Annotated in this window: 10 protein-coding genes; 5 read left to right on the forward strand and 5 right to left on the reverse strand. The window is 50.7% G+C overall.

The window, feature by feature from the left end:
* Positions 1 to 94 precede the first annotated feature (94 nt).
* Positions 95 to 871 carry a thioredoxin family protein gene (locus J2Y43_RS29045; RefSeq protein ID WP_309990885.1) on the reverse strand — a complete coding sequence of 259 codons (777 nt, stop codon included), beginning with the start codon at positions 869 to 871 and terminating at the stop codon, positions 95 to 97.
* 219 nt (positions 872 to 1,090) lie between these two features.
* Between J2Y43_RS29045 and J2Y43_RS29050 the strand changes: the two genes are divergently transcribed.
* Together J2Y43_RS29050 and J2Y43_RS29055 are read left to right on the forward strand one after the other, a co-directional pair.
* On the forward strand, positions 1,091 to 1,693 hold the full coding sequence (locus J2Y43_RS29050; RefSeq protein WP_309990888.1) for a hypothetical protein: 603 nt from the start codon (positions 1,091 to 1,093) through the stop codon (positions 1,691 to 1,693).
* A gap of 132 nt (positions 1,694 to 1,825) precedes the next feature.
* On the forward strand, positions 1,826 to 2,020 hold the full coding sequence (locus tag J2Y43_RS29055) for a hypothetical protein (RefSeq protein WP_309990891.1): 195 nt from the start codon (positions 1,826 to 1,828) through the stop codon (positions 2,018 to 2,020).
* A 29-nt stretch (positions 2,021 to 2,049) separates the two neighbouring features.
* On the opposite strand, the gene J2Y43_RS29060 is transcribed toward J2Y43_RS29055, so the two are convergent.
* A complete protein-coding gene (locus tag J2Y43_RS29060; RefSeq protein WP_309990894.1) occupies positions 2,050 to 2,433 on the reverse strand; it encodes a hypothetical protein in 384 nt (127 codons plus the stop codon).
* A 338-nt stretch (positions 2,434 to 2,771) separates the two neighbouring features.
* Here J2Y43_RS29060 and J2Y43_RS29065 point away from each other — a divergent pair, with 338 nt between their 5' ends.
* The 3 genes from J2Y43_RS29065 (at position 2,772) to J2Y43_RS29075 (ending at position 7,359) form a co-directional block, all read left to right on the forward strand.
* Entirely contained in the window at positions 2,772 to 3,482 is a 711-nt protein-coding gene (locus tag J2Y43_RS29065) for a hypothetical protein (RefSeq protein WP_309990897.1), read from the forward strand.
* 105 nt (positions 3,483 to 3,587) lie between these two features.
* Positions 3,588 to 5,828 carry a M1 family aminopeptidase gene (locus J2Y43_RS29070; protein ID WP_309990899.1) on the forward strand — a complete coding sequence of 747 codons (2,241 nt, stop codon included), beginning with the start codon at positions 3,588 to 3,590 and terminating at the stop codon, positions 5,826 to 5,828.
* Between the two features lie 76 nt (positions 5,829 to 5,904).
* Positions 5,905 to 7,359 (forward strand): TlpA disulfide reductase family protein, encoded by a 1,455-nt coding sequence (locus tag J2Y43_RS29075; protein WP_309990902.1) that lies wholly within the window; start codon positions 5,905 to 5,907, stop codon positions 7,357 to 7,359.
* Between the two features lie 10 nt (positions 7,360 to 7,369).
* On the opposite strand, the gene J2Y43_RS29080 is transcribed toward J2Y43_RS29075, so the two are convergent.
* The 3 genes from J2Y43_RS29080 to J2Y43_RS29090 all read right to left on the reverse strand — a co-directional run bounded on the left by J2Y43_RS29080 (position 7,370) and on the right by J2Y43_RS29090 (position 13,272).
* Complete coding sequence (locus J2Y43_RS29080) at positions 7,370 to 7,855, reverse strand: nitrate reductase associated protein (RefSeq protein ID WP_309990905.1); 486 nt, start codon at positions 7,853 to 7,855, stop codon at positions 7,370 to 7,372.
* A 2-nt stretch (positions 7,856 to 7,857) separates the two neighbouring features.
* Positions 7,858 to 9,330 (reverse strand): rubredoxin, encoded by a 1,473-nt coding sequence (locus J2Y43_RS29085; RefSeq protein ID WP_309990908.1) that lies wholly within the window; start codon positions 9,328 to 9,330, stop codon positions 7,858 to 7,860.
* A 348-nt stretch (positions 9,331 to 9,678) separates the two neighbouring features.
* Positions 9,679 to 13,272, reverse strand: a complete 3,594-nt coding sequence (locus tag J2Y43_RS29090) for a molybdopterin-dependent oxidoreductase (RefSeq protein ID WP_309990911.1) — start codon at positions 13,270 to 13,272, stop codon at positions 9,679 to 9,681.
* Between the last annotated feature and the right edge of the window lie 218 nt (positions 13,273 to 13,490).

Genomic DNA, 13,490 nt, shown 5'->3' on the forward strand with positions numbered 1-13,490 from the left:
CGAGGCAACAGGAAGTCAGGGCGCTCCTGCCAGTTTCAGGAGCGCTTCGAGTGTTTTGACCATCACGTAGCGCAACAGGCGCGGGAGACTGCTGTTAATGGCAGCAGCTGCCCTGATCGCCTTTGAAATCTTCATATTTGTCGTGGTGACGCATCCAGTCCATAATGCCGTCCTCGTTTCTTCCTTTGGGTGTGAGATCGAGGTAGTTATGTGCGCCGATGAGGATATCTCCGCCGCGGGAATAGCTGGAATAAGTGTGGAAAATGTTGCCTGTCCGATCTTTGTAAAACACGCTGGTCCCGGGTGACTCGGTGCCCTCGTCGTGTTTGGCATATTCGAAATTGTAATAGATCGTACCGTTTTTAAGTTGCTCGCTGGTGAACGATACATGGTAATCGTAGTTGAAGTCGCTGCCGTAGGACGATACCCAGTTGAATTTCCATCCCATCCGCTTTTTAAAAGCCAGTAGCTTTTCCAATGGAGCGCGCGACACGACTACCACCGAGACGTCGTGGTGCTGCAAATGGAGATTGGCGCCGTCGATGTGGTCGGAGTGAAACGAACAGCCCGGGCAGCCTTCTTCCCATTCCGGCGCGAACATGAAATGGTAGATGATCAGCTGGCTTTTGCCATAAAAAAGATCTGATAACCAGAGTTTTCCTTCCGTGCTGTCGAAAATGTAGGATTTATCGACTTTCACCCAGGGTAACTCCCTCCGCTGCCGGCTGAGCTCATCGTTGAGCCGGGTAAGTTCCTTTTCCTTTTTGAGCAGATCCTTCCGCGCTTTGGTCCATTCTTCCTGGGATACGATCCGGTGCGTTGCGAGGCTCTCCTCCAAGCGGCCGGCCATGGTGTCCAATTGCTTTTCCATTGGTTTCTGGATTTAGTTTTATACAAAATTCAAGAATAAATCGTGGAAAGAACGAGTGTGAAAACGTCTATTTCGGGGGGTGTTTGAGACAATCTGAATACCCTCGTCACGTATATGCGTAGCTGTGAATTTAATGCCCGCCCGGACACTTCTGGTACGATTCTTTTTCCAACACAACCACATTATTGAAAAAGATTCATCAACTAAATACATATTGTCATGAAAGCTTTGAAGTTGAATATCATCGCATTGGCCATTACCGGCGGAGTCGTCTTGGGCAGTGCCGCCGCCCTTGCTCAGACCACGCCGGGCGCTACCACGCCGGGCGCTACCACGCCGGGCACCGCGGTGCCTTCGGGCACGCAGCCGGCTACGGGCACGAGTCAGCCATCGACTTATCCATCGAATACCACGCAGCCTAAAACCGTCCCGGGAGCCATTGTGCAGCCATCCGATCTACCCGGCGCTGCGAAACCCGGTAGCACCGTGACACAGCCATCACCGACCACGCAGCCGTCGACTGTGCCGTCGAGCACCGTACCCAGTAGTGTGACCACTCCGGGAGTTTCCACTCCGGGAACCACTACATCGCCAAGTACTACGCAGCCGTCGACCGTTCCTGTTACGCCGACCGACCCGAATGCCGTGCCACGCACTAATATCCCCGGAAACTTGCAGCAAGGGTCAAATCCCAACAATAGCAACGTGCCGCGAAGCACCATCCCGGGAGCGACCACCAATCCGACGCAGGTACCTCAAAGCACCACTATCCCGTCGTCGACCGTACCTGGTAGTTCTACAACGCCCGGCAGAATCCCGTGAAGTACACGAGTAGGTAGTTCGAAGAGGTAATTTCAAGGAAAACATTTAGAAAGCCGGGCATTGTGGTGCCCGGCTTTAATGAACAACCTTGGCACAGTTTTTAAAATACCCCCAGCCAAAAAACAACGAATCATGCCAAGCATAACAAATCGTGATGAGACAGGACGGCTGGAACCGGGAGTGGTTCTGGCGGTGTCGGGAGCTGAGACGGAAAATGAAGCGGTACTTGCTATTGAAAATTACCTGCGGGTGAACCGGAAGGAGCACCTCGAACTGGCCGTTCCGGAGAAATGCGAGAATGGTATTTATGAGGTCAGGCTTGAATAGCTACTGTAAAGAGGAAGATTCGGGTGATTCTAAGGTTTGGAATTATCCCTGAAAGTAGATTCCATTTGCTCTTTTTCGAGGTCCATTATCCCGAATTCTTTGGCCGGGTTGAACCAGTTGTCGCCGGAAATATCGGCGATCGCCACTACCTTACCGTGCTGAATTTCAACCAGCACTTTTGAGCTTTTCAGCTCATCCCAGTTGTCGACCCGGCATACTTGCATGCACCTGAACAGGAACCTGCCCAGGTAAGGTGGATCCGAAGATTCTCCGCCATGCATGCCTGACAAAAATACGTCATAACCACCAAACGTATATTTCACTCCTTTCAAGTTCAATTCCAGCTCGGCCGTAACATATAATCGTTGGTGGGTATAAATATGTACCGCCTTGATTGTTCCGATTTCCATCATACGTTCCTTTGATGTAGGCCATAACGGGCACCAAAACCGTGCCGTTGACCTCATTTCCGACAATTAAATAACGTTGGTTAGCAGTAGTTTGCCGTTTGAACGGCAATATATACGTTTCGAGATCTATATGTAGTACTAATATTACTAAAAAATCAAAATTTTGCCAGATTCTCAACAATATGTTGTAGAAAAATTCTTCAACATGTGTCCGGGCAGACTTGTACAAGTCACTGCGGTAAACTTATTTTAAAAAACGAGAGCTGTTTAAGGGTATGGAAATGAGTGGATAACATCTTTCAAGCAGAAGTTGTATCACGAATGGCTAACCTGAAACCGCTATGAAAACAGTACTGTTTGTTTCCCTTCTAATTTCAACACTATCGATGAACGCGCCGCTAAACGTCGCCTGGCCGACTCCCGTGCCGGCACGGGAAAATGCACAGGAAAAAAAGTCCGTTGCTTACCTGTTCCCCGCGTTCGTCAAAGGGGTGGTTTATTTCCGGAATGGTACAAAGAGTGAGGCGTTCCTGAACTACTATTACCAGGATGGCCAGATGCGGTTTCTGAACCCTCGGGCCGACACGCTGCTGTTTACAGGCAAATACCTGATTGATTATGTCGCAATAGGGGACCGCCGCTTTGTCCTTACCGATACCCATTCGGATATGGAGGTAATTGGTGAGGGAGGACGGGTCCGGCTGGCTGCACGTACGCAACCCGAAATTGCGGGAAATAGCCTAAGCTATTCGGGACAGCATTTTTCTGCTTCGGAAGGAAATGCTGCACAGGTGCAAATGGTAACCAGTCAGGGCGGGCATGTCCAATGGCAAAACAATGCGTCCGGGCACCGGTGGAGAATGAAAACCAGCTATTTCCTGATCGATCAGAACCGGGTCGTACACGCAGCGTCCAGGCGCGCGTTCCTGCATGTGTACGGGCGTAACAGGCGCCAGCTCACGCGCTACCTGCGCGAGAACCGCATCGATTTCGGCCATGCCGACGATTTGCAGAGGCTGTTCGGATTTTGCAGCAGCCTGACCTCTCTTTGACAGAAACCCGCCGTTTGAACATTTGATGCGAAAACAGGAGAGAATTGTTTTCAATTGGTTAAGTTAGCGTATTGACAGTGATGTACTTACATGAAACTGCACGCTATGAGAACACCTTTCCTGTTATTCTTTTTACTACTCGTCGTACGAGCCATGGGCCAGGAGTCTTTCGCGGATTTCTCCACTTCCGACATTGCCGTGCTCGAAAGCAGAAGCGCAGGCCTGCGACTGAATGCGTCCGGGCTGCGTGTGCTGGCTTCCAACAATTTCGATGTGAAGTATTACCGCTGCGAATGGGAGGTTGACCCGGCGGTGAACAATATCAAAGGTGCTGTAACGCCGTATTTTGTAATGACTACCGCAGGCAACAGCATTACCCTCGACCTGTCGAATGCGCTGACCGTGTCATCTGTGCAGCAGCACGGCAGCAACGTCGCTTTTACGCACACCGGGGATGCGCTGATGATCACCCTGCAAAGCCCCCTGGGCGTCGGAACGAAAGATTCAGTCACGATCAGCTACGAAGGCACTCCGCCTCCGACGAATGCGGCTTTCGTAGTAACCACGCACGGGGCGTCGGCAACTCCTGTGCTATGGACGCTGAGCGAGCCTTATGGAAGCCGTGACTGGTGGCCCTGCAAAAACGGCCTCGACGACAAGGCCGACTCACTCGATATTTACATTACCCATCCCGCAGCGTACAAGGCTGCCTCCAACGGCTTGCTGAAAAGTGAAACGGCGGTTGCCGGTTCCAAAACCCGAACGCATTGGAAACACCGGTACGCAATCGCGAGTTATCTAGTGGCAATTGCCGTTACAAACTACAATGTATTGGACAACAGCGTAATGATTGGGGGTACGAATGTCCCTTTCAAAACCTATTGCTACCCTGAAAGCCAGGCAACTTTTCAGGGTGGTGTGCAGAATGCACTCAATGCGATGGTGCAATTCAGCAACCTCTTTGGCGATTACCCGTTTAAGAACGAGAAGTATGGGCACGTGCAATTTGGCTGGGGAGGCGGTATGGAGCACCAGACCTGCTCGTTTATGGTCAATATGGCCGAGACGCTTATCGCGCATGAGCTCGGGCACCAATGGTTTGGCGACAAGGTTACCTGCGGAAGCTGGGAGGATATCTGGCTGAATGAAGGCTTCGCAACGCATCTTGCCAGCATTTACTCGGAGGCGAAATACCCGGCCAATACCAAAACGACGCGTACCAACGAAATCAACACGATTACCTCGCAGCCCGGCGGCTCTGTTTGGGTGGATAATGTGAGTGATGTGAACCGGATTTTCAGCAATCGCCTGAGTTACCTCAAAGGCTCGCATTTGCTGTATATGCTGCGCTGGATACTCGGGGACGCAACGTTTTTTACGGGCGTAAGCAACTACATCAACGATCCGTCACTGGCCTATGGTTACGTCACGACCGCAAACCTGAAAAGCCACCTGGAAGCAGCCAGCGGTAAAAACCTCACCTATTTTTTCGATCAATGGTTTACCGGGCAGGGGTATCCTTCGTACCAGGTTGAATGGTACCCGGCGGGCAACGCGGTGCAGGTGAAACTGAACCAGACGCAATCGCATGCATCGGTCAGTTTCTTTCAGCTGCCGGTCCCGTTGCTTTTCCGCAATGCAAATACCAACGAACAGAAGCTCGTGGTGCTGAACAACATTTCAAATGGACAGTTTTTTATTGAAAACCTCGGTTTTGAAGCCACTGAGGTAATTTTCGATCCCGACGTGTGGCTAATCACCAGGAATAATACGCTGACGAAAACCTCGGGCCCGTTGCCGGTAGTATTCACGGAATTCAATGCTGAATGCCGTGGGAACAATGCACGCCTAAGCTGGGCAACAACCGAGGAAGTGAATGCGGATTATTTTGAAATTCTCGGAAGCAGCGACGCCCGGAATTGGGAAGCAATCGGGCAGGTAGCAGCAGCAGGTAATTCGAAAGAAAGAAATGAATATTTCTTTACTGCCGAGGCTGTATTAAACCGCAGTTATTACCGCATTAAAGAATATGATAAAGATGGGAAGACGCAGGAAACCCGGGTTGTGACAGTCGATTGCGACGTTGAAAGCGGAAATGTTCTGCTTGCGCCCAATCCTGTTCAATCGGTTTTGCAGGTAACAATACCTGGTCCGTATAAAACTTTGAAGCTTGTCGCAATTACAGATGTTTCCGGAAAGAAATATGCATTGAATGGAAGCCAAACAGCTGATTTGAAAGGGAAGATTCAGTTGAATGTTTCTCATTTGCCGGCTGGTTTGTACGTATTAACCGTTCGGGCAGGGAATGCAGGTGAATTAAGAAATGTTAAATTTTTAAAAGAATAAATACAATCTCCACAAGAGTGCTTTTATTAGCGTAATCCGATTTGAGAAACTATTCTTCAACCCAATATCAAATCCAATGCGCTATTACATCTTTGCCTTCCTTGTCTTTGTAGGTATCCTTTTCCAGTTGACCAGTTGCGATCAAAAGCAGAACAAATTGGTTAAAATCTCCATTCATTATCGCAAAGCCGCGGGGGATACGGTGAAGATTGTCAGAAGCAACATGGTGAACCTGGATACCATTGGATTGGGTAGTGTAATACTTGACAGTGCAGGAAAAGGTGTGGTGGAATTCGAATTGGATGCCCCGGTGTTTGCCTCCGCGATGGCCGTGCATTTGACGTCTGCACTCTCCATTTCTCCCGGGGACGAGCTGGCAATCGTTCCATCAAAGCCAGGGGCCAAATTGTCAGTCAGTTATGAAGGAGATGGAGCGGCTCTGAACCAGGTTATTAACGAATCGGTCCAAATCTGGAATGGTCTCGGAAAATGGAACGGAGCTTATGCATTCCAGCTCAACAAGGATGAATTTTTGGACGCAAAGGATTCATTGCAGAGAGGATATGATCAATTGTTAGCAAAATTGAAGCTGGAAAAGCAGGTTTCAGAGGAAATGATCGATCTGTTTGCCCGGTATTCTAAAATGAGTGTTCTTTCTTACCAATTCAATTATGCAGTCGGAAAAGACTCATCAGAGATTCCGGGTTCGGTGAAAAAAGTTGTTGAAACCCTGCCCATTGATACGATTGCGTTGAAAATAGGTATGCCTGACTATTCTATGATCGCCGCGCAATTTTATCAGCACCGGATTCATAATGCTGTGTATGAAGAGAATGAAAACATGGACGCGGATAGCCTGGAATCAATTTTTCCATTTTTGGTGGAAAATAAAATAAAAGCAGCCGGATATCCCAAACAGGTTGAAGATTTTATGCGGGCTAAAAGTGCTGACATTCAAATCAGAATGGATGGCCTTTCACCTCAGATAATGAAGCTCACAAGCGAACTCGAAAAGGAGATTATTTCCGAAGATTTTAAAAACGTGATCCGTGAGGACGTTGCCCGCTGGGAGAAAATCGGTCCCGGAAAACCTGCCCCTGATTTCACTGGCCTGACACCCGATGGCAAGAAACTGTCATTGTCCGATTTACGGGGAAAAATTGTTTACGTCGATATCTGGGCAACCTGGTGCGGCTATTGTATCGAAGAGTTTCCCGATTCCAAAAAGATGGAGGCGGAATTTAAAGGCAACGATCAGGTCACATTTCTATACGTGTCCGTCGACCGGGATACCCTGGCCTGGAAGAAAATGGTGGCCAACGGCAAAGTGCCAAATGGGCTGCACATGCTTAACGAAGCGGATGCCCCCGGGTCTATCTGGAATTTATACCACGTATGGGGTATTCCGCGCTATTTGCTGATCGACGCGCAGGGCCGGATGGTGGCAGCACACGCGGCGCGGCCGTCGTCAGGTGATGTACAAACTGAACTGCGCAAGTTGCTTACTGTGAACCGTGTTGCGCAAAAATAGGCGTTAGTAGCTAAGGCTGGCAAGCCGTCGCAAGCCCGAATTCTGCCAGCGCCCGCGGAAAATTCCGGCCTTCATGTCCCGAGCGGCTGAGTTTTACCAATGCGAACCGTTCGAGGACATCAAGCTGCATCCATTGGCTGGCGGAAATGACAGGGCAGTTCCATTCCTGCGCCTTCTCGTGTACCTCCGTGGGTACGTGCGCGGATACCCACGCGGGGTCGAGGTTGTTGAGCAGGGTTGGAACCGTTTTCGTGTATTTCCAAACCAGTTCATTCACATAATCGGCATAGATGTCGATTTCCAGGTCCGTATGGCACGGCATTTCGGCCAGCAGGTCTTTTTCGTCATAATTGAACTTGGCCCAGTCGGAGAGTTGCAGCTTCACGCGGCAGGTGTCGAGCTTGTAGCGCACGATCATCGGAATGCAGCGCAGGCTGTCGACGAAATCGCTTTCAAATGCAAAGAAACGGGTTTCGATAGCGGGTATGCATGTCATAGTCAGGCTGGTTCTAGGTTGGATGGTCGGGTAAATTCTACGGCCAGGAAAACGGCCTTGCCACTGTCGCAGGTAGGACAGCAATAGCTTGCCGGAAGGTCTTCGAAGGCGGTCCCGGGAGGGATATCGCCGAGCACGTCGCCATACTCGGGATCATAAATAGTCAGGCAATCGGGGCATTGGTGCACCGTCTTCGCCGTTTTGACGGCGGCTTTGGCTTCGTCGGGCTCGGACAGCATAGTTTTCAGAGTATCCCTCGACCGCTGATTGTTAAACCGCCTGCAAAGACGTTCCAGCTGGGCAGGCAAATGTATTTTAAACAAACCCCTCTCAAACAGCACTTGCGCGCGGCTGTTGGGGTTGAAATTTTCGGTATAGTAAAGGTCGTAAACACTGAACAGCGGCAGCTGCCCGATCCGCAGCAATGGACGTTTCCGGATAAGTACCGAGCCGAAAACTTCGGATTTCGGGCGGGTCTGGATCCCGAAACAGAGGCCGAACGTGCGGGTATCGTTTTTGGAAAAATACCGGATCAGTTCGTTTTTAAGTTCTGCACCGTCGCCATTATGATCCTCCGTTTGCCAGGCCAGCTCGTTGGCGGCGTGGCGGACATTGATGTTGTGTTTTCCGAGGATATTGCTCCAAGCTTCGCGGTATTGGTCTTCTATTCCTTTAATAACCAGTGATTTCCAGGGTGTAGAGCAAATCTCGCCCACGCGTGTTTTGAGGCATAACGCGCACACATCGAGCAGGAACTCAATCGTAAACTCCTCATCGCGGCGGTAAAGACCCAGCCAGGTCCGCGATTCGTAGCGGTTGAAGCCTTCGTAGTAGGGCAGGGAAAAAGAAGGCAATTCGAGCTCTTGCTGCGATGGTTGAAAAACATAGCGAATGCGTTCTCCCACAGCCGATTTCAATGCATTTTCTTCATTCAAACCTTCTTCCAGCATGCATTCTTCCAGCGCTTTCGACAACCGCCCGATTTCGTTGGTATAAATCAACCCGTCCCATTTGAAAACCGTATTCGTTTGCTTCAAACGCACATACAAATACCAGAAATGCGGCTCGGGCGAGGAAATGAAGTTGAGATTACCCGTAAAAAACGGCGTAAAGCTCTGATTGGAATCGGAAATGTTAACTTTCAGGCCAGGCTGGAAGTCAAAGCTGTCGAGTACGGAGTGGTACTCGCTCGCATTGAGCCATTGCCCGGTCCTGAAAACCTCCTCGCCACAGTAAGAACTCACAATATTGGGCCGGCGGTCGGTATTGACCTCGTAAAAGATGCCTAGGTTTTTGAAATCGCTTTCGAGAAACCGCATATCCTCGTAATGCACCGTCATCAGCAGCTGCTGCCGCGATCCGAACCGCACCTTGCGGACATTCGCATTCCACGCCGCCGAAAGAATGTCTTTCAGGTACCCCGGCGAAGCAATGCCCCCCGGCAGGTTGATTTTGATGTGGTAATAGTCGCGCATCGATTTACGGTTTTATGGTCGGGTGTTGTCAGGTGTTGTCAGGTATGGTCAAGTGTTGTCAGGCGTGGTCAGGTGTTGCCAAGTGTTGTCAAGTGTTGTCAGGTGTGGTCAGGTGTTGTCAAGTATTGTCAGGTATTGTCAAGTATTGTCAAGTATTGTCAAGTATGGTCAGGTATTGTCAAGAGTGTAAGTGTTGTACACGTGATCGGGTATGGAGGAAATTGTAACTCACAATAAATGACTTAATGACCATACCTGACCACCACCTGACCACCACTTGACCATCCCTTACTAAATCTGACAACACTTGACCACACCTGACTATTAATGACCATTCCTGACCTAATTTCAATTCGGTACCAAATTTGCTTCCAACGCCTTTTCAAGTATCGACCGCACCTCCGGCCGGCATGAGCCGCAGCCGGTTCCGGCGCCGGTGGTCTGGCAGAGTTGCTGGAAATCCCCGCAGCCGCCTGCAATGGCTTTTTCCAGGTTTCCTTGTCCCACATTGTTGCAGGAGCATACGAGTTTCCCTATTATCGGCTCGGCATTCTGGCTGGCTCGCAGGAGTTGGAGGCGTTTCTCTGAGAGTTCGACCCCACCCGAAATCAGGTCGCGGAATTCGAGGAATTCGTTCTTGTCACCGATCAGGATCGCACCCACGAGCTTGTCGCGGTGTACGATGCATTTTTTATAGTAACGCTTTGATTTATCGATGAATACGATCTGCTCGTAAGCCGGATCGTTGGCCGGGGCGTCGGTCAGGCCGATACTGCAAAGCTGCAAACCTTCCATTTTCAGGATGTTCATTGAAGTGCTGCCTTTGTAAGGCTGCGAAATGTCGCCTGCAATGTAGTTCGCAATCACCTCGGCCTGGTGCTCGGCGGCGAGGGTAATGCCCCACATCTGCCCATTCCATTCAGCGATTTCTCCGGCAGCGTAAATGTCCGGGTCGGAGGTTTGCATATAATCATTCACCACCACGCCGCGCTTGCATTCAAGGCCGGCCTGCTGGGCCAGATCGATGGTCGGGACGGTGCCTATTGCCAGTACAACCACCTGGCAGTCGATCTTCCGCCCCGATTTCAGCCTGATTCCTTCCACGGTATCCGAACCCGAGAAGGTAGCCACCTCATCATTGAAATAACATTCGATACCCCGGTCGAGGAGTTCCTGGTATAGCAACTCGCTGGCCAGAGGGTCGAGCTGGCGCTCCATAAAACGGCCGCTGCGCTGGATTACCGTCACTTTTACATCCATTTCGCGGAAGGATGCTGCCAGTTCCAGTCCCAAAATACCACCGCCGACGATGACCGCATGCGGCTCGGGCTGTTTCAGAAACGGCAGGAGCGAGTCCGCGTCGAGGCGCGAGCGCATGTTGAAAATGCCGGGTAGGTTAGGCACGCCCTTTGGCATGAAAGCCTTGCTGCCCATGCCGAGAATGAGCTTGTCGTAATGGTGTTCCAATCCATTGCTATCGATGACGGTTTTATGTTTCCGGTCGATATGCACGATGCTCACGCCTTTGTGCACGGTAATGCGGTTTTCAGCAAACTGGTCCTCGCGCAGCTTCACGAGCTGTTCCCAGGATTGTGAGCCGCTGATATAGTCGGGCAGCATTACCCGGTTATAGAACGGATATATTTCTTTGGAAAAAACATGGATCTCATCGTCGGCATTCAGCTGGCGGTAGGAATTTATGAAGCCCAATCCAGCCGATCCGGCGCCGATAATGATAATTTTTTCAAATGGTTTTTGGTATAAAGCGACTTGTACAGCCGAGAACTTGAAATCGGGTTCTTTGGATTTTGGGTCAACCAATGGGCTGGTCAGATTGTTCGCCCGTACCAGGTTGCTTCCTAGTATTTTTCCCCAATGCATAGGGAGGAAGCAAAGGCCTTTGCGCACATCCGTAGTAATCTGCGCCTTCACGCGCACCTCCCCGCGGCGACTACTGACAGTCACCAGGCTGCCTTCCAGAATGCCGCGTTCTTTTGCGTCTTCCGGGTGAATTTGCAGGAAAGGTTGAGGGATATGCTTGTTCAATTTCGCAACGCGGCCCGTTTTGGTCATCGTGTGCCACTGGTCACGGATTCTTCCGTTGGTTAAAACCAACGGGAATTGATGGTCTGTGGGTTCGGAGGTGTTTTCGTCCGGTACGGGGTGGATTTGTGCTCTTTTGTTTTTGGTGTAAAATTGATGGTCGGTGAAAAGGCGTTTTGTGCCGTGGCTGGTTGATACTTCACCGTTTGTCGCGTTATCGATCTGTCGTGGCTTCTTTTGACTGCCGACCGCCGACTGCCGACCGCCGATGGCTGCTAGCGGCCATTGGACGCTGCGTTTTTCTTTTAATAGCTGGTGGCTTACGCCGGTGACGTCAATATTGGTTCCCTTGGTTACTTTGACATATTCATCGTAAACTTCGGAGGTAGTTTTGTAATTAAATGCTTCTTCAAAACCCATTTTCTGCGCAAAACGCCAGAGGATTTCGGAATCGGGCAATGCTTCCCCCGGCGCGTCCAGCACTTTGGGAAGGTAGGTAATGCGGCGTTCGGCGTTGGTCATGCTGCCGTCTTTTTCCAGCCAGGCGGCCGCGGGGAGCACCACATCGGCGAAATGAACGGTATCCGCGCGGTTGGAAACGTCCTGCACGACTATGAAACGTGATTTCTTCAATGCGCTTTCCACGGCATTCATGTCGGGCATGCTCACCAACGGGTTGGTGTTAATAATCCAGATCGCTTTCAGTTTATCATCAGCCAGCGCTTCGAACATTTCGGTAGCGGTGAGTCCGGGCTTGTCGGCAATGCGGACAGGCGTGTTCCAGAACTGCTCCATTTCCTCCCGGTGTGCGGCGTTCACCACTTCACGGTGGCCCGGTAGGATATTGGCAAGGCCACCTGTTTCGCGGCCGCCCATGGCATTCGGCTGGCCGGTTAACGAGAATGGACCGTTGCCAGGTCTCCCTATTTTCCCGGTAATTAAATGCAGGTTGATGAGCGAAAGGTTTTTGTTTACACCGATTACCGACTGATTCAGGCCCATTGTCCAAAAGGAGAGAAAACCTTTTGAACGACCGATCCACTCGGCGGCTAAGGCAATGTCGGCGGAAGGGACACCACAAATGTCGGCCGCTTCCGCCAATGTGCGCTGCATTACTTGTAGCCGGAATAATTCGAAACCATCGGTGTGGTCTGTAATAAACCGCTCATCGAGATAATCATTTTCGATCAGCAAACGGCCGATCGCATTGTTAAGGACAATGTCGGTGCCCGGGCGGATCTGTAAATGCAGGTCGGCCGAGCGGGCGGTGTCGGTCACGCGCGGGTCCACACAGATAATTTTGGTATCCGGGTTCGCCGTTTTGTGCGCTTCCACGCGCCGCCAGATAATGGGATGGCACCAGGCCGGGTTAGCGCCGGTTACGTACATGACATCGGCCGCCTCGATGTCGTCGTAGCACACGGGAACGCTATCCTCGCCCAGTGACAACTTGTAACCCACCACCGCCGAGCTCATGCACAGGCGGGAGTTGGTGTCGATATTGTTGGACCCGATGAAACCTTTGATCAGCTTGTTTACAAGGTAGTACTCCTCCGTAAGGCATTGACCGGAGACATAGAAAGCTACCGAATCGGGCCCAAATTTTTTGATTAGTGTTTTAAAAACCGCGGCTGTGCGTTCCAGTGCCTCATCCCAGGTCGCGCGCTGCAAGGGCATCGAACGGTTCAGCCTCACTTGTGGGTAAAGCAGGCGATCCGACTGATCCATGACCGTGTAATGCAGGTTCATACCTTTGGAACACAGCATTCCCTTGTTCGAAGGATGCTCTTTATCCCCTTCGAGGCTCAGCTGGCCATTACTTTCTTTCGTCACCACGACCCCGCAGCCTACGCCGCAATAACAGCAGGTCGATTTGTAGGAATTGGGGGCTGGTTTCATAGATATATATCTTTTTTTTCTTTCTATCTGGATCCCCGGGTTAAAACCCGGGGCAAGGGGATTTTTTATATGCTCGCAGCAGCCATCTATTGCAGTTGACTTTAGTCAACTGAAACTGAGATTGAGATTGGATTTCAATAGAGATTCAATTTCAATAGAGCTTGCATTCAAATAGAGATTCATTTTGCAATGCCATTATGCTCCTGCTGATTGCAATG

Source organism: Dyadobacter sp. BE31, assembly GCF_031457695.1.
GTDB lineage: Bacteria > Bacteroidota > Bacteroidia > Cytophagales > Spirosomataceae > Dyadobacter.

Coding starts and splice junctions, on each gene's coding strand:
- J2Y43_RS29055 (WP_309990891.1), top strand. CDS start 1,826: ATGCCAAGCATAACAAATCGTGATGAGACAGGACGGCTGGAACCGGGA.
- J2Y43_RS29090 (WP_309990911.1), bottom strand. CDS start 13,272: ATGAAACCAGCCCCCAATTCCTACAAATCGACCTGCTGTTATTGCGGC.
- J2Y43_RS29045 (WP_309990885.1), bottom strand. CDS start 871: ATGGAAAAGCAATTGGACACCATGGCCGGCCGCTTGGAGGAGAGCCTC.
- J2Y43_RS29060 (WP_309990894.1), bottom strand. CDS start 2,433: ATGATGGAAATCGGAACAATCAAGGCGGTACATATTTATACCCACCAA.
- J2Y43_RS29050 (WP_309990888.1), top strand. CDS start 1,091: ATGAAAGCTTTGAAGTTGAATATCATCGCATTGGCCATTACCGGCGGA.
- J2Y43_RS29065 (WP_309990897.1), top strand. CDS start 2,772: ATGAAAACAGTACTGTTTGTTTCCCTTCTAATTTCAACACTATCGATG.
- J2Y43_RS29085 (WP_309990908.1), bottom strand. CDS start 9,330: ATGCGCGACTATTACCACATCAAAATCAACCTGCCGGGGGGCATTGCT.
- J2Y43_RS29080 (WP_309990905.1), bottom strand. CDS start 7,855: ATGACATGCATACCCGCTATCGAAACCCGTTTCTTTGCATTTGAAAGC.
- J2Y43_RS29075 (WP_309990902.1), top strand. CDS start 5,905: ATGCGCTATTACATCTTTGCCTTCCTTGTCTTTGTAGGTATCCTTTTC.
- J2Y43_RS29070 (WP_309990899.1), top strand. CDS start 3,588: ATGAGAACACCTTTCCTGTTATTCTTTTTACTACTCGTCGTACGAGCC.